Origin of the sequence: uncultured Aquimarina sp. (assembly GCF_947492965.1) — a bacterium.
Lineage (GTDB): Bacteria > Bacteroidota > Bacteroidia > Flavobacteriales > Flavobacteriaceae > Aquimarina.
In genome coordinates, this window is record NZ_CANLOZ010000002.1 from 196,986 (window position 1) to 221,064 (window position 24,079).

Here is a 24,079-nt window from a genome sequence, read left to right on the forward strand (position 1 = left end):
TTACCCCAATAATAGTACTCTTTTACCATCGTCTTGGAGCTCAATTTTAACTTTAACACTATCATTAGGCAATAAATTGGCAATTTTTTCTGGCCATTCTATAAATAGCCATGCATCAGAATCAAGATATTCTTCAAAACCGATGTCGTAGGCTTCTTCTTCTTGTTTGATCCTATAAAAATCGAAATGATAAATGGTGTCGTTTTTACCCTGATATTCGTTCACTAAAGAATAGGTAGGGCTGGAGATCGTATCAACAACACCTAATTGTTTGCATATTTCTTTAATAAGTGTTGTTTTACCAACGCCCATTTCTGCATCAAACAATAATGTTTTGTGGGAAGCATTGTTAATAATTTCTTCAGCTGTTTTTGAGAGCTCTTCTAAGGTATAGGTAATCTTCACAGTACTATTTTTTGTTAGTGCAACATACTACATAAAATAAGAGTATGCAATATGATATTTTTCATATCGCATACTCTGTATAAGTTATATGATAAAGTCTATATGCTATCTTGGTTTTAATACCGCAAAAGGAATAATCATTTCTTCTAAGGATACACCTCCGTGTTGATAGGTGTTTCTGTAATAGCTTACATAATGATTGTAATTATTTGGGTACGCAAAGAAATAATCACCTTTGGCAAATATGAAAGAACTACTCATATTGATAGAAGGTAAATGAATTGTTTTTGGATTTGTTGCAGCTAATACTTCTTTATCCTCATAGGTAAGACTTTTACCAGTCTTATATCTTAAATTTAAACTAGTGTTTTTGTCTCCTATTACTTTAGAAGGGTTTTTAACGTTAATAGTCCCATGATCAGTAGTGATCAATAGTTTGAAGCCCATTTGCTGAGCTTGTTGTATCATCTCTAATAAAGGCGAGTTCTTAAACCAACTTTGGGTAAGAGAGCGATATGACTTGTCATTAGAAGCTAATTCTTTAATAACTTCCATTTCTGTTTTACTGTGTGATAGCATATCTACAAAGTTGTATACAACCACAGTTAGGTCATTATCCTTGAGTCCTTTAAAATTAGCGGCTAGAGTTTTACCAGATCTCTCGTTTGTAATTTTATAATATTCGTGTTTAATATCTAATCCTAATCGTTGCAATTGCGCCGTTAAGAATTCATTTTCATTCATGTTCTTACCGCCTTCATCTACATCATCTAACCATAGATCAGGATGTCTCTTTTTCATATCAGCTGGCATTAACCCAGAAAAGATAGCATTTCTTGCATATTGTGTGGCAGTTGGTAAAATACTGCAATACGATAATTCTTCTTCTTTCTTGTAATAATTATTTACAATAGGTTCAAAAGCTTTCCATTGATCATACCTTAAATTATCTATTACAATGAATAATGTAGGTTGCTCTTTGCTAAGTTCAGGAACTACTTTTTCTTTAAATAAAGTATGCGACATGATTGGCGCTTCTTCATTACCATTAAACCAATCAGGGTAGTTTTTGTCTATAAATTTACAGAACTGGGAATTAGCTTCTACTTTTTGAGACTCCAAAATCTCAAACATTCCAGTATCTTCTATATCTTCTAATTGAATCTCCCAGTACAACAATTTTTGATACAATTCTACCCATTCGGAATAAGAGTTTACCATAGCCATATCCATAGCAATCTTTCTAAACTCTTGTTGATAGTTAGAGGTAGTCTTTTCGGATACTAATCTAGAGTGATCTAAGTTCTTTTTTAAACTCAATAAAATCTGGTTAGGATTTACAGGCTTAATAAGATAGTCAGCAATTTTACTTCCGATAGCTTCTTCCATGATATATTCCTCTTCACTTTTTGTAATCATTACTACGGGAAGACTATCATTTTTTTCTTTAATCTCTGCTAAAGTATCTATTCCAGAAAGTCCAGGCATGTTTTCGTCCAAAAATACGATGTCAAAGTTTTGGTTTTCTAATGTTTCTATGGCTTCTGTACCACTTTGACATTTGGTAACCTCATAGTTTTTCTTTTCCAAGAATAATATGTGTGGTTTTAATAGATCAATTTCATCATCTACCCAAAGTATCTTTATGTTGCTCATGCGATGTTAATTTTTATATGTTTATGAATAATAGTTAACCCTAATTGACCACTATTATTTAGATATGTTTCGTATATATAATTGACTCTTTCTTTTTTCAAGAATTACAATTTCACGTTTTAAATATAATATGTTAATTGATAATTCGTAATTCTAATGGTAGAAATATATATTTGTTAACAAAAGTATAGTAAACTTGAAAAAAAGAAATAAGCTTAAAATATTAAACGATCCAATTTACGGTTTTATTACCATACCTAATGAACTAATTTTTGATCTTATTGAGCATCGTTACTTTCAGCGATTACGAAGAATATCGCAAATGGGATTATCTTATTTAGTATATCCAGGTGCTCATCATACACGATTTCATCATGCATTAGGATGTATGCATTTAATGCAAAATGCAGTGCGAGTACTTCGTTTCAAGGGAGTTCAGATATCTTCTGAAGAAGAAGATGCTTTGTACATAGCTATTTTACTTCATGATATTGGTCATGGTCCTTTTTCTCATGCCATGGAACATAGTATAGTAAATGAAGTAAACCATGAATCCATTTCTTTAATGTTTATGGAAAAAATTAATGCTGAATTTAACGGGAGTTTAACGCTTGCTATTCAAATTTTTAAAGGAGAATATCATCGAAACTTTCTTCATCAGCTAATTTCTGGACAATTAGATATGGATCGCCTGGACTATCTAAAGAGAGATAGTTTTTATACAGGTGTCGCAGAAGGAAATATTAATAGTGAACGTTTGATTACCATGCTCAATGTGGTAAAAGACGAATTGGTAGTAGAAGAAAAAGGAATATATTCTGTAGAGAAGTTTTTATTAGCACGTAGATTAATGTATTGGCAGGTATATCTGCATAAAACTAGTTTGGTAGCAGAAAGCTTATTAATTAGAGTGTTAAAAAGAGCAAAGGAGCTAGTAGAGCGTGGCGAAAAACTGCATGCTAGCAAACCATTACTGTTCTTTCTGGAGAACAAAATTGATTCTGATAATTTTACAGATGAAGTCTTAGAAACATTTTCCAAACTAGACGATTATGATGTGGTGTCTGCTATGAAAGAATGGGCAACATCTCAGGATTTTGTTTTACGCAATTTATGTAAAATGATTATCGAAAGAGATTTGCTAAGAATCAAGATTAAGAAGAAGAAATTTAACGAAGAAAAAATAGAGAAGCGCATAGAGGATTTTAAAGTTAAATCTAATATTTCTGAAGAAGAAGCACGTTATTTTGTGTTTACCGGAATGATTGCAAATCAGGCATATCATCAAAATAAACAGAATATTAATATCCTATATAAATCGAGCAAAATAGTTGATATTGTGAGTGCTACAGATCAATTTAATTTAAAGGCTTTGTCAAAACCGGTAACTAAATATTTTATCTGTTATCCAAAGTACATAGATTAAGACATTTTTTATACTTTTGTTGCTAATGATTTTTACAGCCACACAAATTGCAGGTATTCTAAATGGTGAAATCGAAGGAGATGAAACCGTAGAAGTATCGAAGCTAGCAAAGATAGAAGAAGGAACTAAAGGTTCGCTAACATTCTTATCTAATCCCAAATATACTCCGTATATATATTCTACCGATGCATCCATTACTATCGTGGATAAAACGTTCGAAGCAGAATCAGATATAAAAACCACTTTAATAAGAGTAGATGATGCTTATAAAGCGTTTTCGCAGTTACTAGATTACTATAATATGGTAAAAATGAATAAGACAGGTATAGAACAACCTAGTTTTATTTCTGAAAGCGCGAAGTACGGAGAAAATATGTATTTAGGAGCATTCTCTTATTTAGGAGATAATGTAACCATTGGAGAGAATGCCAAAATTTATCCTAATGTATATATAGGAGATAATGTTACTATTGGTAATAACGTTATTGTTTTTGCTGGAGCAAAAATATACTCCGAATCTGTTATTGGAGATGAATGTGTTATTCATAGCGGTGCTATTGTAGGAGCTGATGGTTTTGGATTTACACCAAATGAGAAAGGAGAATATAGTAAGGTACCGCAAACTGGGAATGTAATTATAGAATCCAACGTGGATGTAGGAGCAGGAACTACTATAGATCGTGCAACCTTAGGATCAACTATAATTAGAAAAGGAGTAAAGCTTGATAATCAAATCCAGATTGCTCATAATGTAGAAATAGGAGAGCATACAGCAATTGCTGCTCAAACTGGTATTGCCGGATCTACCAAAATTGGTAAACACTGTTTAATTGGTGGACAAGTGGGTATTGCTGGACACCTTGTTATAGGAAATAAGGTAAGAATTCAAGCACAATCCGGAATAGGAAGAAATATAAAAGATGGAGAAGCGATACAAGGATCTCCAGCCTTAGGGTACTCAGATTATAATAAATCTTATGTACACTTTAAAAATTTGCCCAAAATTGTTGATAGAATATACAAACTTGAGAAAAAGATAGATGACAATGAGTGATTCCGTTGTAAATAAACAAAGAACTATTCAAAAAGAAGTGGAGCTAAAAGGAGTAGGGCTTCACACGGGAAAAGAAGTAACACTAACCTTTAAACCAGCTCCTGAAAACCACGGATATGCTTTTTGTCGGGTTGATTTAGAAGGTAGTCCAATCATTGAGGCAGATGCAAATTATGTTGTGAATACTCAGAGAGGAACAAATCTTGAGAAAAATGGTGTAAGTATTCAAACTTCAGAGCATGTGCTTGCTGCTTGTGTTGGGTTAGAAATAGATAACCTTTTAATAGAATTAAATGCTTCGGAACCACCCATAATGGATGGGTCTAGTAAGTTTTTTATAAAAGCTTTAGAAGAGGCTGGTATTGTAGAGCAGGAGGTAGAAAGAGATGAATATATTGTAAAAGACGTTATCTCTTATACCGATGAAGAGTCTGGTAGCGAAATTATCGTAATGCCTTCGGATGAATACCAAGTGACCACAATGGTTGATTTCGGAACAAAGGTTTTAGGAACTCAAAATGCTTCCTTAAAACATATTTCAGATTTTAAAGAAGAAATTGCCGATGCTAGAACCTTTAGTTTTTTACACGAATTAGAAATGCTGTTAGAGCATGGTCTAATTAAAGGAGGAGATTTAAATAATGCCATCGTATATGTGGATAAGGAATTAAGTCCAGATACTATGGAAAAGCTTAAAGTTGCTTTTGGTAAAGAATCCATAGCTATAAAACCTAATGGAATTTTGGATAACCTTACATTGCATTATCCAAATGAAGCGGCTAGACACAAATTATTAGATGTCATAGGAGATTTAGCACTTATTGGTACTCGCATTAAAGGAAAAATCATAGCGAACAAACCAGGGCATTATGTAAATACGCAGTTTGCTAAGAAACTAGCAAAGATTATTAAGATCGAAAAAAGAAATAAAGTTCCTCAGTTTGATCTCAACAAGGAACCTTTAATGGATATTAATAAAATTATGTCTATGCTTCCTCATAGACCGCCATTTTTATTAATTGACAGGATTTTGGAGATGTCTGATAGACATGTTGTAGGAATGAAAAATGTTACTATGAACGAGCCTTTTTTTGTAGGGCATTTTCCTGGTGCACCAGTAATGCCAGGTGTTATGCAAGTTGAAGCGATGGCTCAAACCGGAGGGATTTTAGCATTAAGTACCGTTCCAGATCCTGAAAATTATTTAACTTATTTCATGAAAATTGATAAAGTTAAATTCAAGCAACAAGTACTTCCAGGAGATACCTTAATATTTAAATTAGAATTACTTACTCCTATAAGAAGAGGTATTTGTCATATGCAAGGTTTTGCTTACGCTAATGGAAAATTGGTTACAGAAGCAGAACTTATGGCACAAATAGTTAAATCAAAATAATTATTTAGTATATTTTAAAGTTATATACTAACATATAAAACGAAATTCATGAATCAGCCTTTAGCTTACGTTCATCCGGGTGCAAAAATTGCAAAAAATGTAGTTATTGAACCTTTTACAACGATTCATAATAATGTAGTTATAGGAGAAGGAACCTGGATTGGTTCTAATGTTACTATTATGGAAGGTGCTCGAATAGGAAAAAATTGTAATATATTTCCTGGAGCTGTAATATCAGCCGTGCCTCAAGATAAAAAGTTTAATGATGAAGATACGACTACTGAAATAGGTGATAACACAACGATTAGAGAGTGTGTTACTATCAACAGAGGTACAACAGATAGAATGAAAACTAAGATTGGGAAAAACTGTTGGATTATGGCGTATTGTCATATAGCTCATGATTGTATTGTTGGTGACAATTGTATTTTTTCTAACAATAGTACATTAGCAGGTCATATTAACGTTGGAGATCATGTGGTTTTAGCAGGAATGGCTGCTGTTCAGCAGTTCTGTAGTATAGGAAATCATGCCTTTGTAACAGGTGGTTCTTTGGTAAGAAAAGATGTACCACCTTATGTAAAAGCCGCTCGTGAACCGCTTTCATATGTGGGAATTAATTCAATTGGCCTTCGAAGAAGAGGTTTTTCTACAGAAAAAATAAGAGAAATACAGTCTATCTATAGAATCTTGTACCAAAGTAATTATAATAACACTCAGGCAGTAGCGATAATTGAAGCAGAAATGGAAGCTACACCAGAGAGAGATGAAGTTTTAGAGTTTATTAAAAACTCTCAAAGAGGTATCATGAAAGGATATTTCTCTAATTAGAATAAAAATAAGATAACAAGTAACAAAGAAAAGCGATGGCAAGTACTAGTGATATTAGAAATGGATTGTGTATTAAATACAATCATGATATATATAAAATTATAGAGTTTTTACATGTAAAACCAGGAAAAGGACCTGCTTTTGTGCGTACAAAACTGAAAAGTGTGACAACAGGAAAGGTAATTGATAATACATTTTCTGCGGGTCATAAAATAGATGATGTACGTGTAGAGACCCATAAATTTCAGTATTTATATGCAGAGGGTGATACCTTTCACTTCATGAATACAGAAGATTATAATCAGATAACATTAGAAAAATCTACGTTGGATGCTCCAGAATTATTAAAAGAAGGAGAGATTGTTACGGTAATCATTAATTCTGAGGATCAAATGCCTCTTTCTGTAGAGATGCCAGCAAGCGTTATTCTTGAAGTTACCGCTACAGAACCTGGTGTAAAAGGAAATACAGCAACTAATGCTACAAAACCTGCTACCGTAGAGACAGGAGCAGAAGTTATGGTGCCTCTTTTTATAAACGAAGGAGATAAAATCAAAATTGAGACAGAAAAAGGTACTTATAAAGAACGTATTAAGGAGTAATTCTTACGTTTTTTGAATTTTGTTTTAAAATGAAGTTTCCTCAAACGCATACACTACAGCAAATAGCTACTATTATCTCTTCAGAGTTTGTGGGTAGTCCAGATTTTCCCGTTGAAGGCATGAATGAAATTCATGTAGTAACTCCGGGAGATATTGTTTTCGTTGATCATCCTAAGTATTATGATAAAGCCTTAGAAAGTGCAGCGACTGTTGTATTGATAAATAAAAAGGTAGACTGCCCTGAAGGAAAAGCTTTGTTGATATCGGATGACCCTTTCAGAGACTTTAATATATTAACAAATTACTTTAAACCTTTTGAAAAGGCAACAGCTTTGATTTCTTCTACATCTACAATAGGAAAGAATTCAGTTATACAGCCAGGAGCTTTTATTGGAAATAATGTAGAAATTGGTGATAATTGTTTAATTCATGCTAATGTAAGCGTGTATGATGGAACAATTATCGGTAATAATGTAACTATCCATTCAGGTACTGTATTAGGAGCTGATGCTTTTTATTATAAAAACCGACCAGAAGGATTTGATAAGTTAGTTTCTGGAGGTCGAGTAGTCATAGAAGATGATGTGGATCTTGGTTCCTTATGTACTATTGATAGAGGAGTTACAGGAGATACTACTATAAAAAAAGGAACTAAGATTGATAATCAGGTACATATTGGGCATGATACAGTCATTGGTAAAAAATGCTTAATCGCTTCACAGGTAGGTATTGCAGGATGTGTGGTTATTGAAGATGAAGTTACCTTATGGGGACAGGTTGGTGTTACTAGTGGAATTACTATAGGAACAAAAGCAATTGTTTCTGCCCAATCTGGAATTAGTAAATCCTTAGAAGGTAATAAAAGTTATTTTGGAACACCTGCAGATAACTTTAGAAAAAAATATAAAGAGATTGCTGCGATCAGGCAAATTCCTGAATTAATAGAAAAATTGAAGAGTAATGAGTAAAACAGCAAAAGAGGTGGTTAAATCCTTTTACCAAACGGATTTAATACATAATATTGAAGCCTTTTCTGAATATTTACATCCGGAAGTAGAGTTAAATTGGAATAGTAGTTTTGGGTACAATAAAAAAGGGTACGAAGACATTAAAACAATGTTTAAAGAAATGTCGAGTTCCTTTGAAACTTTCAAATGTGAAATAAGTCATCTTTTGGAAGAAAATGGAATGGTTACAATTAGATATACTTATTTGGCTAAAACCATCGAACAACCGGATACAGAAGAAGTCATTGCTCATTTTATTGCTATTTGGGAGCTAAAAGATGATAAATTATATCGAGGTTATCAGATAAGTCAACAAGGAGATACTTCTCAAGAAAATTTAAAATCGTTTTTAACAAGTTAGTTTTATTCATTTCTAAGAAATGATAGTTCGTTTTTGAAAAAAAGTACAATGAATATTTAGATAAAATTAAAAAGTGTAAAAAAAATATTTTTTTGACTTTTCATTTTAACTATCGTATCCAAAACCGTACTTTTGAAACTGCTAAAAAATAAAAAAATAATAACGCAATGAGTGTTCTAGTAAATAAGGATTCTAAAATAATAGTTCAAGGTTTTACAGGTAGTGAAGGTACTTTTCATGCAGGTCAAATGATTGAATATGGTACAAATGTAGTTGGTGGTGTTACTCCAGGAAAAGGAGGGCAAACTCATCTAGATAAACCAGTTTTTAATACTGTAGAAGAAGCAGTTAAAGAAGTTGGAGCAGATACTACTATTATTTTTGTTCCGCCAGCATTTGCAGCTGATGCAATAATGGAAGCTGCTGATGCAGGAATAAAAGTTATTATCACTATAACGGAAGGAATTCCAGTAGCAGACATGATTACTGCTTCTAATTATATCAAAGACAAAGGATGCAGGCTTATTGGACCCAACTGTCCAGGAGTAATCACTCCAGGAGAAGCAAAAGTTGGTATCATGCCAGGATTTGTTTTTAAGAAAGGAAATGTTGGTATTGTTTCTAAATCAGGAACTTTAACTTATGAAGCTGCTGATCAGGTGGTGAAGGAAGGATTAGGAATTACAACAGCTATCGGAATTGGTGGAGATCCAATTATAGGAACAACAACAAAAGAAGCTGTAGAATTATTGATCAATGATCCTGAAACAAGTTGTGTTGTAATGATTGGAGAAATCGGAGGACAATTAGAAGCTGATGCTGCAAGATGGATAAAAGAGAGTGGTACTACAAAACCGGTTGTTGGATTTATTGCAGGTGAGACTGCGCCAGCAGGTCGTACAATGGGACATGCTGGAGCTATAGTTGGTGGAAGTGAAGATACTGCTGCTGCTAAAAAAGCAATTATGAGAGAATGTGGAATACACGTTGTAGATTCTCCTGCTGAGATAGGAAAGAAAGTAGCTGAAGTTTTAGGCTAGTCATATAGATATCATCCTTAGTTTATTTTATTAAGGTTTATTATAGAAAAGCATTAGATTTTATCTAGTGCTTTTTTTTATACGCCGTTTTGTTAAAGTAATCTTAAAAACTGTAACATACATTAACATTTTGCGTTCAATAGAATATTAAAGATATAATTAACTTAAATTATCTAAATGAAATCATTAAAATCACTCTTACTCTTATGTTTGGTGTTAGTACTAAGTAATTGTAAGGACTCATCTGATCAAAAAACAAAATCTGAAAAAGAGCTCAAAGTAGAAAAACATACAGATGCTTCGGGCTTTTCTTATGAAACAGTTTCCAATGACCCAACTGGTCTTAGACTTTACACGTTGGATAATGGTCTAAAAGTTTATTTAGGCAAAAATCCGGAAGAACCAAAAATTCAAACTCTTATCGCAGTTCGTGCGGGATCTACTTATGATCCAGCTGACAATACGGGATTGGCTCATTATCTAGAGCATATGGTATTTAAAGGTACAGATAAGATTGGTACTCAGGATTTTGAAAAAGAAAGTGTGTTTTTGAAACAAATTTCTGATTTGTATGAAGCACATAAAGCAGAAAAAGATCCAACAAAGAAGAAAGAAATCTATAAAAAAATAGATGAAGTTTCTCTAGAAGCATCTAAAGTATCGATAGCAAATGAATATGACAAGATGGTTAGTTCATTGGGAGCAGAAGGGACAAATGCTTTTACTTCTAATGAACAAACGGTATACGTTAATAAAATACCATCAAATGAACTTGATAAATGGTTAACAGTAGAAAGTGAACGTTTTAGTAAACTAGTATTACGTTTATTTCATACAGAGTTAGAAGCGGTTTATGAAGAATTCAATAGAGGACAGGATAGCGATGGAAGAAAACAATATTTTGCTGTTTTGGAAGGATTGTACCCTACACACCCGTACGGAACTCAATCTACTATAGGAATATCCGAACATCTTAAAAACCCTTCAATGGAAGCAATTCATGCTTATTTTGATAAATATTATGTACCTAATAATATGGCAGTAATATTGGTTGGAGATATTGATTTTGATGCAACAATTAAAAAAGTGAATGAATCTTTCGGATCTTATAAAAAGAAAGATGTAACTCATCCAACTTTTGAAGAATTAGCACCACTTACTGCGCCTGTGAAAAAAGAGGTGTATGGTCCAACTGCAGAATCTATATATGTTGCTTTTAGAACAAAAGGAAAAGGAACAGAGCAAGAAGTGATTGTTACTTTAATAGACTATATGCTTGCAAATTCTAGTGCAGGATTAATTGACCTAAACCTTAATCAAAAACAATTGGTACAGAATGCTTCCTCATTTACGAATTTTGACAATGATTATGGATTCCATCTTTTGTATGGTACACCAAAACAAGATCAAACATTGGATGAAGTAAGAGATCTTTTATTACAACAAATTGATAAAATCAAAAAAGGAGAATTTGAAGATTGGCTAATAGACGCAGTAGTTAATGATTTACGTTTGTCTAAAATTAGAGAATATGAAAATGCTTCTTCTACGGCATATGCTTATCTAGATGCTTTTATCGGTTTTCAGGATTGGAAAAATCGTCTGGAAATGTTAGATAGCATGAAAAAAATTACGAAAGAAGAAGTGGTGGCATTTGCTAACGAATTATATGGTAATAACTATGTAGAAGTTCATAAAATCAAAGGTGAGGATAAAAATATTGTAAAGGTCGAAAATCCTGGTATTACTCCTGTAGAATTGAATCGAGGTAAAGAATCTGATTTCTTAAAGGAGTTTAATAAGATAAAAACACCAGCATTAACACCGCAGTTTGTAGACTACAAGACGGCAATAAAGGATAGTAAAACGAAAAACGGATTATCTATTTCTCATATAGAAAATCCGAATAATGATATTTTTAGTTTAAATATCATATTCGATATGGGGAAAGACCATGATCCAAAAATGTCTTTGGCTGCTGGATATTTAGATTATTTAGGGACTGATAAATATACTCCAGAACAACTTAAACAAGAATTTTATAAGATCGGTGTTAATTATAATGTATTCACAGCAGATGATAAAACTTATGTTGGAATTGCAGGGCTTAAAGAAAATCTTGATGCTGGTTTATCTTTGTTAGAAGATTTATGGAATAATGCGGTTCCTAATCAAGAAACCTACAATAAGTATGTTGAGAAAGTTTTAAAGAGTCGTCAGGATAATAAAACTCAAAAAGGAAATATATTTTGGAATGGACTTATGAGTTATGGTAAATATGGAGAAGAATCTCGTTTACGTAATATTTATACAGCTTCAGAGTTACAAAATATGAAACCAGAAGAATTAGTAAATAAAGTGAAAGAATTACGTAATTACAGACAACGTATTTTCTACTATGGTAAAGATTTAGATGCAGCTGTAGCTTCTTTAGATAAACATCATATTGTAAAATCTGATTTATTAGATTATCCAGAAAAAACTATTTATTTAGAAAAAGAAACAGGAGGGAATGTGTACTTTGTTGATTATGATATGGTACAAAGTGAAATGTTATTACTAGCGAAAGGTGCTGAATTTGACCCTAAGAAAATGGCAGCATCAAGATTATTTAACACTTATTTTGGGAGTGGTTTGTCTTCTATTGTATTCCAGGAAATAAGAGAGTCTAAGTCGTTAGCATATTCTGCCTTTTCTAGTTATAGTCAGGGTAGAGAAGTAGGGACTTCCGATTATGTAATGGCTTATGTAGGAACTCAGGCTAATAAATTGCCTCAAGCTGTAGACGCAATGATGGAACTAATGACGGATATGCCAGAAGCTGAAGAACAATTTAATCAAGCTAAAGAAGCAACATTAAAGAAAATAGCTGCACAACGCATTACCAAGTCTAATATTTTTTGGACTTATGAAGGACTTAAGAAGCGAGGTATTGATAATGACAATAGAGAAGAAATTTACAATACAATTAAGAACATGACCTTAGAAGATCTGAAATCATTTTTTAATGAAAATATCAAAGGAGAAAATTATAATGTTCTTGTGATTGGAAATAAGAAAGATGTGGATATGAGTGCTTTGAAAAAGCTAGGAGAAGTTAAAGAAATGGATATAGACTATTTGTTTAACTATGAAAAGGATAATACTGATCTTAAAATGTAATTTGATCTAATTTTTTAAGAATCTTAAAAGATCTAATATGAAAAATCCACGAAGTTAATTCGTGGATTTTTTTATGATGAGATATTAATTTACTCTACTTCAATTTCGCTAGTGGGAATAAAAGGTTCCAAAACAATTGCCATGAACATGACTATTCCACATCCAAGAGCATTTAACCAAAGGAAAGGTAGCCAATCTTGCCACCATACATATATAATAATTATTTGAGTAATAATGGCAGCCATAAAAACGGCATTACTTTTTACAAATTTTATAAAGAAGGCCAATAAAAAGATTCCTAATACATTTCCATAAAATATAGAACCAATAATATTTACTAATTGAATTAGATTATCAAATAAATTTGCAAAACAGGCGACTAAAATCGCCATTATCCCCCACATAAGGGTGAAAACTTTAGAAGCTGAAACATAGTGTTGTTCACTTTTTTCTTCTTTAATATTTCGTTTGTAAAGATCAATAGCTGTGGTGGAGGCTAAAGCGTTCAATTCTGAAGCTGTAGAAGACATTGCAGCTGATAAAATTACCGCCAATAAAAGCCCAATCAAACCTCTCGGTAAATTATTAAGAATGAAATGGATAAAAACATAATCTTTATCATTTGTTTCTACAGTAGCATCTGCTTCTTTTATCAATTCCTTGGCTCGCTGTCTCGTTTTTTTATCGGAATCTTCTAATGCGATCATTAAATTCCTAGCATCCAAAGACTCTTTTTCATTTTTTGACTGTAAATAATTCTGAACAGATGATTTTTTATATTCCTGAATTTCGGATAATTTTTGCTCCAATTCATTGTATTCCTCCGCATATGGTGTATTCTGAACGGCAAGACTAGCTGCTGGATTAAAATTTAATGGAGCAGCATTAAATTGATAGAATACAAATACCATGACACCAACAAGTAAGATAAAAAACTGCATAGGTATTTTTAGGATACCATTAAATAATAAACCTAGCTGGCTTTCACGAACCGAGCGTCCTGACAAATATCGTTGTACTTGACTTTGATCGGTTCCGAAATAAGATAACATTAAAAATGTTCCACCTATAATTCCTGTCCAAACTGTATATCTATTGCTTAGGTCAAATGAGAAGTCTAAAACCTCCATTTTACCACTAATTCCGGCAATGTCTAATGCATTTGAAAACGTGATGTCTTCCGGTAAGTAGCTAATAATTAAGAAAAAAGCAATAAACATTCCTGTGAATATAATTGCCATTTGCTGCTTTTGAGTTACGCTAACAGCTTTTGTACCTCCTGAAACAGTATAGACAATAACCAAAATACCTATAATAATGTTGAGTGTTGTTAAGTCCCATCCTAAGACTGCTGATAAGATAATAGCTGGTGCAAATATGGTAATTCCCGCTCCTAATCCTCTTTGTACTAAAAAGAAAAATGCAGTGATTGTTCTGGTTTTAAGATCAAAACGATTTTCTAAATATTCATAGGCTGTATAGACTTTTAGCTTATGGTACAACGGAATAAATACAATACAGATGATAATCATCGCGATTGGCAAACCAAAATAAAATTGAACAAAGCCCATTCCACTATGAAATGCTTGTCCAGGTGTTGATAGAAAGGTAATTGCTGATGCTTGGGTAGCCATTACCGATAAACCAATGGTCCACCATTTAGCTTCATTACCACCACGAATATAATCTTGTACATTTTTGCTACCTCTTGTTTTCCAAACACCGTATAAAACAATGAATAATAAGGTTCCAATGAGTACGATCCAGTCTATAAGTTGCATATGTTAGTTAGTTGTATCTTGTCAATAATGACTGTTAATTTTAGAAAATTTTATCTCCTGAATTATTAAGAAAAAGTTGTAGTAATCCAATAAAAGAATGCTAAATAAATGATATTAGCAATTAATACAACGGTATAAAGTTTTTTCCAAACTATTTTGGGTGAATCACTCATAATAATATTAGTTTACGAAATTTCTGTATTAAATTCACCAATTTGCCATAAAACTCCAGAGGGATCATGAAGAAAAAATACATTTCCCCAATCATTATAGGTTATATCTGTAATTTTAACACCTTTGTATTTGTTTTGTAAATCAAGTTTTTTGATATGATCAAGTGATGATTCTAATTCTTTAACTTCTAAAAATATCATGGAATTATTTACCCAACTTTTAACGTAATAGTCTTGTAAATAAAACCCGAAATTATCCATAAAGAAATAAGACATATTCTGGGGTATTTTTATTTCTTTAAAACCCCAATCCAAGTAAAATTCTCTAGAAACCTTATAATTTTTAGCACCTATAAAGGTTCTAATCGATTTTACATCCAAACTCATGTGATCTAATTAGGTAATTTATTTTCCTAAAGATAACATATTTGCAAATAACCTGTATGCTCCTGATACTCCTGCTGGGAATTCTCTAAAAAAGCTTAAACCTGTATACACATAATACCCCTTCCCATATTTGGCTACTAATAAAGCTCCTTTTTTTGAAGATTCTCCTTTGTCGTTAGCGGCAATAATTGGAGTGTATTCTTTAGACCACTCATTTGGAAAATATAATCCTCTTTCTTGTACCCAACCTTCAAAATCTTTATTGGTAATCTTATTAGGTGTGTTAAGAACAGCATGATCTTCTGCTAATAATTTTATCGCTGCATTTTCGTCAGTAACTCTATCTCTGGATAATTTTAATGGATAAGGTCCCAGATTGTCCGTAACCTTTAACCTTCTATTTGTGTTATATTGTATAATTAGATTCCCTCCATTTTTTACGTATTCTAATAAATACTTCTGTCCAAATTTAAGTTCTTCTACGGTGTTATACGCTCTTATTCCTATTACAATAGCATCAAAAGGAGCTAATGTTTTGGTAGAAATGGATTCAGGAGCTATCGTGGTTACATCATAGCCAATTTGTTGTAAACTTTCAGGAACTACATCTCCCGCACCTTCGATATATCCGATATTCTGTCCTTTTTTCTTAATATCTAGTCTTACAACCTTGGTTTCTGAAGGTAGAATAACCGTCTGGAATGGGATATGATCATAATCTATAGTAATAACTTCATCCGTGTATACTTTCCCATTATTTAATTTTATTCTTGGAGTTATATACCCTTCGTTTTGGTTGGTTGGAGGGGTTAGTGTAAAGGTAACTTTTCTTTCTTCTCCTTTTTGCGTAAGTGTAAAATCAATACTTTCTGGGCTTACTTTCCATCCCTTAGGATGTTGTAAGGAAATAGTTCCAGTAAGATTATGTTCTCCAGCTTTAATTGTTACCGGTACTTCTTTTGCAATATCATTAGCATAAATCATAACCTTGTTAGCTATAGTTGCTGAAATGGCAGGTATGATTTCAAAAGGTTTATATACTTCTCCTTTTACCGGATCATTGGTTTTATATACTACGTCTTTTGAATATGAAATTATTGTTCCATCTATATTAAGTTTAAAGACAGCTTTTATTTGACGGTTTGTTTCAGGATTTCCTATAAGCTCCTGCTTATCCACCTTGTACATGCCTAATGTACCTTTGGAAGTGAGCCAATATGGACTTGTATTGTTAGCTCCTGAACTGATTTTACCTTTTAATTCTAAGTTAATTCTGTTATTAGTATCTAAAGAAGTGTTTGAATTTTCTGAAGCGCCTATGGCACTGATATCAACTGATTGTAATTTCATAGGAATAGTACTTCTGTTGATTGCTTCAATTTTTACGGTAACTTCACTATTCTCTGTGGTATATGCATCTGTAGCAGTTGCTTCAATATACAAACCTGCAGACGCAGCGATGATTTCCTTAATTTCTTTGGATTTAATAGCTTTCCAATGTTGGTTTTCTAATTGCTGAATTAGTTGATATGCCTTTACCAATTGATTAATAGATGCAGAAGGGTTTTGGAAATCAAAGTTTTTTTCTACATCATATAATATGTCACCAATTGCTTTCCCTCCTTTAACACGATTCCAAGAAGTGTCAATGCCATCAAAAATATTAGTCTTATCTTTTGGCAAATCTCCTTTTATTAATTCAACATATTCAGTTTGCTTTCCTCGGGTTCCCGTACTTCCAAATCCTTGAGATTTATGCTGACTTCTACTTAGAGAAGCTATTTCTGTATTAGAAAGTCCTAATTTTTGATAATATACTCCTGTATCAAACTCTAGAAATTTAGATTTATCTGCTTTTTCAAAGTTTTTTCTACTTCCATAAAACCACCAAGACGTATTAAAGAATAATCTTTTTGGTTGCCATGGTTGTACATATGCTAATTGTTCTGGATATATTTTAGGATCCGCAACTAAATCAAATGCTTCGACGCTTAACATAGCGGAAGTAGTATGGTGGCCATGAGTAGTTCCAGGTGTTCTATGATTGAATCTATTGATTATTACATCAGGTTGAAATTTTCGAATAGCCCAAACAACATCATCTAATACTTCTTTTTTATCCCAAATGGCTAATGTTTCATCTGGATGTTTCGAAAAACCGAAATCATTAGCGCGTGTAAAGATCTGTTCTCCACCATCAGTATTCCTTGCAGCTAAAAGTTCTTGTGTTCGTATGACACCTAATAATTCTCGAATTTCAGGACCAATTAGATTTTGACCACCATCACCTCGTGTTAAAGATAAATAGGCCGTTCTTGCCTTAACTTCATTAGCCATGTAAGAAATTAATCTTGTATTTTCATCATCGGGATGTGCAGCGACATATAAAACAGATCCTAAAAAGTTTAACTTTTTAATAGCTTCATGAATTTCTACAGAATTTGGTTTTTGGGGTTGTTGTGCTTCAGCAATATGAATAAAAATAACACTGAATGCTATTACAAAAAGTAAATTTCGCATAATAATTGAATTGATACTTATTTTGAGTATTTCGTCAAATATATAAAGATAAAATTCTCAGTTTTTAGGTTTAAGGATACTTTAACAGCACTATTTAGATCTGTAAATTAGTCCTAATAAGGATCCTAAAAGCACAGTGATAGCGATTGTTGGTTTGGGACCAAAAGCAATTAAGCCAATAAGTAAACCTACAACTCCACCAATAGCACTGGCAATAAAACGTCCGCTATTTTTCTTACTTCTGATTACATATATCATAGCTATAGAAAGTGTCATTCTAAGGGCTGCACCAACAATTGTAATATCTACAATGCTTTTCCAGAAATGGGCAGAAATGAAAGCTGCAATTACGGTAATTATAGTAGCATAACGGATTGATTTTACTTTTTCCTTTTCCGAAGATGTAGGAATAAGATGCGATGAGACCGCAAAAACAGAAGTATCCGCCGTACTCATTAAACCAGCAAAAAACAAAACAACTAATAGAGGTATCCATGTAGAAGTAACTAAGTTTTGCATGGCAAAAATGAAAACTGTATCTGGATCCAAACCACTATTTTGTTGGTATACATAAAGTCCTACTATTAATAAAAGAAATGCAACTAATAAAACAGGTATGATAGCTAAACTAAGCCCCTTTTTTAGAGATCGTATATCTTTTGCAGCGTAACATAACTGATATCTGTCCGCTAATCCAAATACTGATAATCCACCATATAAAACAAGACCAATGATGCTTCCTAACTCTACATTTTCATTTGTTTTAGTTGTTAGAACTGTTTGAAGTTCTTTTAATTCCAGCATGTTGAAAATTAATAGGCCTAAAAAACAAATAATGATAAGAGCCTGAATAATATCCGTAATCATTACCGCTTTAAAACCTGAAAACATTACATAAATTAATACTACTGTAGCTGTAATAATAAGAGAGGTATCGTAAGAGAAAAGCCCAAAAAATTCAATGACTTTTGCTCCACCAGCTAGTGATAATAGAATCCAGAAGAACTGTACAATTACTGTAATTATATTGGTAACTAAAGAAGTATGTTTGTTACCGGTTACAAAGGCAGGAAGATCACCTTGTGTGTAAAATGTACCTTGTATAGATAGATTTTTGATTTTAGGAGCAGCCCAAAATGCAAAAAGTAAATAACCAATCACGGAACCAATGGACATAGCAAAAAGTCCCCAGCCAAATTTATACGCATATCCAGTGTAGGTTATTAATGTGCTTACACCAATGGCTCCGGCAAATTTTGAGAATAATATAGTCCAACCACTTCTATTTCTTCCCCCAATTAGGAAATCTTCTGCTGTAGAAGATTTAGCTAAATAGATGGATATCCCAATAATTAATAAAACGTAAGAAGCGAGGTAAAGATAAATTTGCATGAATACCAGATTGATGAAATTCAAAAATAACCAAATGCAATTGTTTTGAAAGTATTTATAACATTATTCTAAGTCAGGAATTTTTTTGACTTTAGATACCTTGGATTATTTTTTCTTATAATCTATGATATCAATAATATCTACACCCATATAATCTGCAATCTTTTTTAATCGCACGTAATCTTTAGCCAGGTTTTTTTTCTTCACAATATAGTCTCCTGCCTGTGGACTAATACCCAATACTTTGGAAATTCCATATACAGTTTTATTGCCCTTGCTTTTTTTTAAAAGCTTTTTCAAATTCTTGTTAACCATTATAAATACAATTCTATCAAATAAATATACAAATAAATTTTTATTAAAAAAATATTTGTATATTCAAATAATAATTGTATATTCGGAACATACAAATCAAAACCGCTTTAAAAATGAAACTCATACTTATAATTGCTGTTTTTTGCGTCTCTTTTGTGAATGCAGCCAGTGTACATTCAGATTTAATAAATGAGAAGGATAAAAAAGAAAAGAGGGTAGAGAAGGACGAAAGTGCTTTAGCATCCAGAAACTTTCATTCTATTAAGAAGTGGAAGATGACTATAGAATATTTAAATGGAGATACTATTTCTAAAACAATAGAGGTAGATAAGAATGCTTCTGTTAGTGCAATGGAATTTGCATTCATAGAAGCTGAAAAGTATATAAAGACTTTAAAAAAAGTAAAAAGTTATAATGTTTCCCCTGTTTCTAGAAATTCATTTGTTCTTTTAGCAGGAGGGAAGTAATTATCTGCAGATCTTAACCTACGCAAAAGGCCATTAGTTATAATATACTAATGGCCTTTGCTTATGAATGAAGATTAAAATTATTATTTTTTTCTTTCTACAAATTCAAGTTGATCGATGGCTACATTTGTTGTGAAAATGCCATAATTTACTACAGCTTTCCCTTTCTCTAAAGTATCAATGGTTCCTATTGATTTACCATCTATCATACGAACTCTATCTCCGATTTTAAGAATCACTTTGGGTTTTTCTTTTTCTAATTTTTCTTCTATCTTTTTTTGTTCTTTTTTCTTTTCTCTAATTACTTCAACTTTCTTTTCCACCTCTTTGACTACCTTTTGTTGTCTTGCTTTCTTGGCTTTTCTTTGTTTGGTAGTTTGTTTTGTTCTTTTAGAGTTCTCAACCTGCACAATTTTCATAAACTCGTCGATAAGTTCTCTCTTCTTTTTATTATGGAAATATTTTTCACTTATTTCATTTAGTTTTTGCCCGAGATATATCATTCGCTGATTACTATCATAAAGTTCTTGATAGCTCTCCAGCTTATGTTGTAGTCTTTTATTGATTTTGTCTAAACGTTCTTTTTCTTCTTCTGTTTTCTGCTCTTTTGTTTTTAGAGAAGACGTAGTTTTTTGTAGTTTAGAACGTTCGCGTTGTAGATTCGCAATACTTTTATCAAATCTAATTTTACCTCGTTCTACTTTCTTTTTAGCTTTATTTATTAAGCTATAGGGAATTCCATTTTTTTGAGCAACCTCAAAAGTAAATGAACTACCTGCTTCACCAAGATAAAGTTTAAAAAGTGGTTCTAAAGTGCGTGAATCAAAAAGCATATTCGCATTGGTCATATTTGGTAATTCGTTAGCCAACATTTTTAAATTAGCATAATGCGTAGTTATGATACCAAACGATTCACGTTCGTAAAAAACTTCTAAAAAGGCTTCTGCTAATGCTCCTCCCAATTCTGGATCACTTCCTGTTCCGAATTCATCAATAAGGAATAAGGTTTTATCATTGCATTTTTTTAGAAAGTAATTCATATTCTTCAATCGATAACTATACGTACTTAAATGGTTTTCTATCGATTGATTATCTCCAATATCAGTAAGAACGGTATTAAACAAACACATTCTGCTATATTCATGTACAGGAATTAGCATACCGCTCTGAAGCATGATTTGTAATAAACCTATCGTTTTTAGAGTGATACTCTTTCCTCCCGCATTAGGGCCAGAAATAACAATGATACGATTATCCTTATCTAATGAAATGGTTTGCGGATACGTCTTTTCTCCTTTTTCTTGATTATTTAGATACAGCAAAGGATGATACGCATCCTTTACGGTTAATTCTCGATCTTCTGTTATTTTTGGTAGTACTCCATTAAACTTTTGAGCGTATTTTGTTTTTGCAGCGATGATGTCTACATCGCTTAGGTATTCCTGATATTCACCTAAAAGTTCGGAAAAAGGTCTAATTTTATTAGTTAATTCTTTGAGTATTTTTACAATTTCTTCTCTTTCTTCATATTGAAGATTATTTAAAGCACGACTAAATTGAATTGTTGCTTCGGGCTCTATATATACAATACTTCCAGTTTTAGAATTACCAAGAATAGAACCTTTTACCTTTCTTCGGTACATTGCTTTTACGGCTAGTACTCTTCGATTATCAACAATACTCTCCTTAATATCATCCAAATATCCTAAACTATTGTATCTGCTCAAATCCCTTCCGAAACTTCCATTCAATTTACCTTGAACTTCGTGTATATTTTTTCTTAACACATTTAGAGTAGGAGAGGCGTTATCTTTTACTTCACCAAATTTGTCAATTACTGTATCAATGAGATTTATAATTTCTTTGGTAAAGGTAATGGTGTTTGAAGTTTGATACAGTGTAGGGTAAAGTTCTTTATTTTTTCTAAAAAAACTAAGTAACTCATTAACAGTTAGATTAATTGATATTATCTTCTTTAGATTAAAGCTTTCTAAGAACGTATTTTCAATTCCTAATAATTTTAACTCTGTATTGATACTATCAAATCCGTGATTAGGTATTCTCGAATCGTTTAAATATGAAGATTTATATTCAAATACTTGTTGTAATGCTAAATGTAAATTCTCTTTTGTAGAAAAAGGAACAATTTGTACAGCTTTTGCTTTCCCGTGTTCTGTATTACATAGCTCTTCAATATGATTTAATACCGTATTGAATTCTAAATCTTTAAGTGTTTTGTCTGAAATTCTAATCATTTTTTGGACCTAATTGATTTAGGAAATATTCTTTTTTTGTTAATTTCTTTGTTATAAAACTTGTGGTATCGCTCGATTTTTAAAAAGTATTTGTCATAATTTTGCTTGAAGCAAATGTAAACAATTGCATATTTTTTTGATACTAAGATGAACGTAAATATTGATCCCAGTTGGAAAGAACAACTTAAAAGTGAGTTCGAAAAACCGTATTTTAAGACTCTTACTGATTTTGTAAAAGCTGAATATAAAGATCACACTTGTTATCCAAAGGGTTCTGAGATTTTTGCTGCATTCGATCATTGCAGTTTTGACAATGTTAAAGTTGTTATTATTGGCCAAGATCCTTATCATGGTATTGGACAAGCTCATGGATTATGCTTTTCTGTAAATGAAGGCGTAGCAATACCTCCATCTCTAATTAATATTTTTAAAGAATTAGAAACTGATTTAAATGTATCATTCCCGTCGAATGGTAATTTAGAACGTTGGGCTAAACAAGGTGTACTATTACTAAACGCAACATTAACGGTTCGTGCTCATCAAGCAGGATCACATCAGGGTAAAGGTTGGGAAAAATTTACTGATACTGTAATCAACGCTATATCAGAAAACAAAAAAGACGTAGTTTTTATGTTATGGGGTGGTTACGCAAAGAAAAAGGGAGCTAAAATAAATACTGCAGAACATTTGGTGCTGAACAGTGGACATCCATCTCCGCTAAGCGCGAATAGAGGATATTGGTTCGGAAATAAACATTTTAGTAAAACAAATGATTACCTAAAAAAAGTAAATCAATCACCAATAATTTGGTAAAATACTTTTTAAGCAGCTTTTGCTATGCTAGCAGTTTTCGCTTTACCAATGTTAGCGTCTGTAGTTGATTTTAAGTTTTTAGACTTTTTTCTATTTGTATCAACCGATTGAACACTGAATTTTAGAAGAATAAAATTAAATGCTATAAGCCCTCCAAGAATTAGTAAAAATGTCACCATAATTGATTTGTTAGTTAATTATTAGATGCAAGAACTATATAATGGTTGCGTGCATACTGATAATTGGTTTTCGGGGTAGGCATGGCAAATGTACAAAAATATTTAAATCTTTAGCTGCGGAAAGCCCGTAATCTCTAAGAATTAAAAATATGTTAAAGATGTATAGGGTAAAATTTATGATCTAATAAAAATTTATTAAATATTTGAACATATGCCATCTTTACCTTTATATATATAACGTTTATATAATGGATATCCCTACCTCTAAAATCGATATCCTATATATAAATCCGGTCTAACTATAATTTCAGGGCTTTTATTGTTAAATAAATTTCTTCCTATTCCAAAACCAATATCTATAAAAAAGCCGTTTCTGGTTACGAATTTTCCTCCAACTCCAAATCCAAGAGCAAAGTCAGTATAATTTTCTGGAACATCTCTAAAACCAATTAAGTCTCCTTGATCATTTACTACTCTTACCGTATTATCATGATCACCAGTTGATAACATACCAAAACCTTCTACATAAAATCCTCTTGCTACTCTACGACCAAAGAAGTATTTATAATGTCCTGTTAACGCTAATTTTTTATCGAAAATACCATCTCTATCTACGATATCATTATCGTTATCAATATCATCACTGAACCTATAGAATACATCTACACCTACACTATGATCGCTGCTTAAAATTCTTTCATAAGAAACATCTAACGCTCCGAATGCAATTATGTTTAGAGGATTTAGGCCAATCTCGTTCTTATTAACATCTCTTGGTATAATGTCAGATGAATCCTGACTATATGATATAAATGAAGTAAAGAAGGTAATAATTGTAATTAATAAAAGTCTCATTT

21 protein-coding genes are annotated in these 24,079 nt (G+C 32.1%); 11 read left to right on the plus strand and 10 right to left on the minus strand.

Going from position 1 to position 24,079, the window contains the following annotated elements:
* Both tsaE and Q1B37_RS05185 read right to left on the minus strand, forming a co-directional pair.
* Positions 1 to 405 carry a tRNA (adenosine(37)-N6)-threonylcarbamoyltransferase complex ATPase subunit type 1 TsaE gene (gene tsaE, locus Q1B37_RS05180; protein WP_299896250.1) on the minus strand — a complete coding sequence of 135 codons (405 nt, stop codon included), beginning with the start codon at positions 403 to 405 and terminating at the stop codon, positions 1 to 3.
* A 105-nt stretch (positions 406 to 510) separates the two neighbouring features.
* On the minus strand, positions 511 to 2,061 hold the full coding sequence (locus Q1B37_RS05185) for a PglZ domain-containing protein (RefSeq protein ID WP_299601854.1): 1,551 nt from the start codon (positions 2,059 to 2,061) through the stop codon (positions 511 to 513).
* 196 nt (positions 2,062 to 2,257) lie between these two features.
* Here Q1B37_RS05185 and Q1B37_RS05190 point away from each other — a divergent pair, with 196 nt between their 5' ends.
* From Q1B37_RS05190 to Q1B37_RS05230, 9 genes are all read left to right on the plus strand, one after another.
* Positions 2,258 to 3,487: an HD domain-containing protein gene (locus Q1B37_RS05190; protein ID WP_299896253.1), complete on the plus strand. Its 1,230-nt coding sequence runs from the start codon at positions 2,258 to 2,260 to the stop codon at positions 3,485 to 3,487.
* A 25-nt stretch (positions 3,488 to 3,512) separates the two neighbouring features.
* Complete coding sequence (gene lpxD / locus Q1B37_RS05195) at positions 3,513 to 4,541, plus strand: UDP-3-O-(3-hydroxymyristoyl)glucosamine N-acyltransferase (RefSeq protein WP_299601850.1); 1,029 nt, start codon at positions 3,513 to 3,515, stop codon at positions 4,539 to 4,541.
* Entirely contained in the window at positions 4,534 to 5,937 is a 1,404-nt protein-coding gene (locus Q1B37_RS05200) for a bifunctional UDP-3-O-[3-hydroxymyristoyl] N-acetylglucosamine deacetylase/3-hydroxyacyl-ACP dehydratase (RefSeq protein WP_299896256.1), read from the plus strand. The genes lpxD and Q1B37_RS05200 overlap by 8 nt, the downstream gene beginning before the upstream one ends.
* A 48-nt stretch (positions 5,938 to 5,985) precedes the next feature.
* Positions 5,986 to 6,768 carry an acyl-ACP--UDP-N-acetylglucosamine O-acyltransferase gene (gene lpxA / locus Q1B37_RS05205; RefSeq protein WP_299601847.1) on the plus strand — a complete coding sequence of 261 codons (783 nt, stop codon included), beginning with the start codon at positions 5,986 to 5,988 and terminating at the stop codon, positions 6,766 to 6,768.
* Between the two features lie 35 nt (positions 6,769 to 6,803).
* Positions 6,804 to 7,370, plus strand: coding sequence for an elongation factor P (gene efp / locus Q1B37_RS05210; protein ID WP_299896259.1), 567 nt, complete (start codon positions 6,804 to 6,806; stop codon positions 7,368 to 7,370).
* Between the two features lie 29 nt (positions 7,371 to 7,399).
* Positions 7,400 to 8,338 (plus strand): UDP-3-O-(3-hydroxymyristoyl)glucosamine N-acyltransferase, encoded by a 939-nt coding sequence (locus tag Q1B37_RS05215; protein WP_299896262.1) that lies wholly within the window; start codon positions 7,400 to 7,402, stop codon positions 8,336 to 8,338.
* Positions 8,331 to 8,738 carry a nuclear transport factor 2 family protein gene (locus tag Q1B37_RS05220; protein WP_299601838.1) on the plus strand — a complete coding sequence of 136 codons (408 nt, stop codon included), beginning with the start codon at positions 8,331 to 8,333 and terminating at the stop codon, positions 8,736 to 8,738. The genes Q1B37_RS05215 and Q1B37_RS05220 overlap by 8 nt, the downstream gene beginning before the upstream one ends.
* 167 nt (positions 8,739 to 8,905) lie before the next feature.
* On the plus strand, positions 8,906 to 9,778 hold the full coding sequence (gene sucD, locus Q1B37_RS05225) for a succinate--CoA ligase subunit alpha (protein ID WP_299601834.1): 873 nt from the start codon (positions 8,906 to 8,908) through the stop codon (positions 9,776 to 9,778).
* A gap of 177 nt (positions 9,779 to 9,955) precedes the next feature.
* The gene (locus Q1B37_RS05230; protein ID WP_299896264.1) at positions 9,956 to 12,940 is read left to right on the plus strand and encodes a pitrilysin family protein; all 2,985 of its coding nucleotides are present in this window, start codon (positions 9,956 to 9,958) and stop codon (positions 12,938 to 12,940) included.
* An 89-nt stretch (positions 12,941 to 13,029) separates the two neighbouring features.
* Here the strand turns inward: Q1B37_RS05230 and Q1B37_RS05235 are convergent, their stop codons facing one another.
* The 5 genes from Q1B37_RS05235 to Q1B37_RS05255 all read right to left on the minus strand — a co-directional run bounded on the left by Q1B37_RS05235 (position 13,030) and on the right by Q1B37_RS05255 (position 19,493).
* A complete protein-coding gene (locus tag Q1B37_RS05235) occupies positions 13,030 to 14,721 on the minus strand; it encodes a sodium:solute symporter (RefSeq protein ID WP_299601828.1) in 1,692 nt (563 codons plus the stop codon).
* Between the two features lie 185 nt (positions 14,722 to 14,906).
* Positions 14,907 to 15,281 carry a glyoxalase gene (locus tag Q1B37_RS05240; RefSeq protein WP_299601825.1) on the minus strand — a complete coding sequence of 125 codons (375 nt, stop codon included), beginning with the start codon at positions 15,279 to 15,281 and terminating at the stop codon, positions 14,907 to 14,909.
* An 18-nt stretch (positions 15,282 to 15,299) separates the two neighbouring features.
* Positions 15,300 to 17,801 carry a PIG-L family deacetylase gene (locus Q1B37_RS05245; protein ID WP_299896267.1) on the minus strand — a complete coding sequence of 834 codons (2,502 nt, stop codon included), beginning with the start codon at positions 17,799 to 17,801 and terminating at the stop codon, positions 15,300 to 15,302.
* A 90-nt stretch (positions 17,802 to 17,891) separates the two neighbouring features.
* Complete coding sequence (locus Q1B37_RS05250; protein ID WP_299896270.1) at positions 17,892 to 19,193, minus strand: hypothetical protein; 1,302 nt, start codon at positions 19,191 to 19,193, stop codon at positions 17,892 to 17,894.
* Between the two features lie 105 nt (positions 19,194 to 19,298).
* Positions 19,299 to 19,493: a hypothetical protein gene (locus Q1B37_RS05255; protein ID WP_299896273.1), complete on the minus strand. Its 195-nt coding sequence runs from the start codon at positions 19,491 to 19,493 to the stop codon at positions 19,299 to 19,301.
* 128 nt (positions 19,494 to 19,621) lie between these two features.
* Here Q1B37_RS05255 and Q1B37_RS05260 point away from each other — a divergent pair, with 128 nt between their 5' ends.
* Complete coding sequence (locus Q1B37_RS05260) at positions 19,622 to 19,975, plus strand: hypothetical protein (RefSeq protein ID WP_299896276.1); 354 nt, start codon at positions 19,622 to 19,624, stop codon at positions 19,973 to 19,975.
* 83 nt (positions 19,976 to 20,058) lie between these two features.
* Here Q1B37_RS05260 and Q1B37_RS05265 read toward each other — a convergent pair whose 3' ends face one another.
* Positions 20,059 to 22,230 (minus strand): DNA mismatch repair protein MutS, encoded by a 2,172-nt coding sequence (locus Q1B37_RS05265; protein WP_299601811.1) that lies wholly within the window; start codon positions 22,228 to 22,230, stop codon positions 20,059 to 20,061.
* Between the two features lie 147 nt (positions 22,231 to 22,377).
* On the opposite strand from Q1B37_RS05265, the gene Q1B37_RS05270 reads away from it, so the two are divergent.
* The gene (locus Q1B37_RS05270; RefSeq protein ID WP_299896279.1) at positions 22,378 to 23,043 is read left to right on the plus strand and encodes a uracil-DNA glycosylase; all 666 of its coding nucleotides are present in this window, start codon (positions 22,378 to 22,380) and stop codon (positions 23,041 to 23,043) included.
* 8 nt (positions 23,044 to 23,051) lie between these two features.
* Here the strand turns inward: Q1B37_RS05270 and Q1B37_RS05275 are convergent, their stop codons facing one another.
* Together Q1B37_RS05275 and Q1B37_RS05280 are read right to left on the minus strand one after the other, a co-directional pair.
* Entirely contained in the window at positions 23,052 to 23,222 is a 171-nt protein-coding gene (locus tag Q1B37_RS05275) for a hypothetical protein (protein WP_299601805.1), read from the minus strand.
* 264 nt (positions 23,223 to 23,486) lie between these two features.
* A complete protein-coding gene (locus tag Q1B37_RS05280) occupies positions 23,487 to 24,077 on the minus strand; it encodes a hypothetical protein (RefSeq protein ID WP_299896282.1) in 591 nt (196 codons plus the stop codon).
* Positions 24,078 to 24,079: the final 2 nt, after the last annotated feature.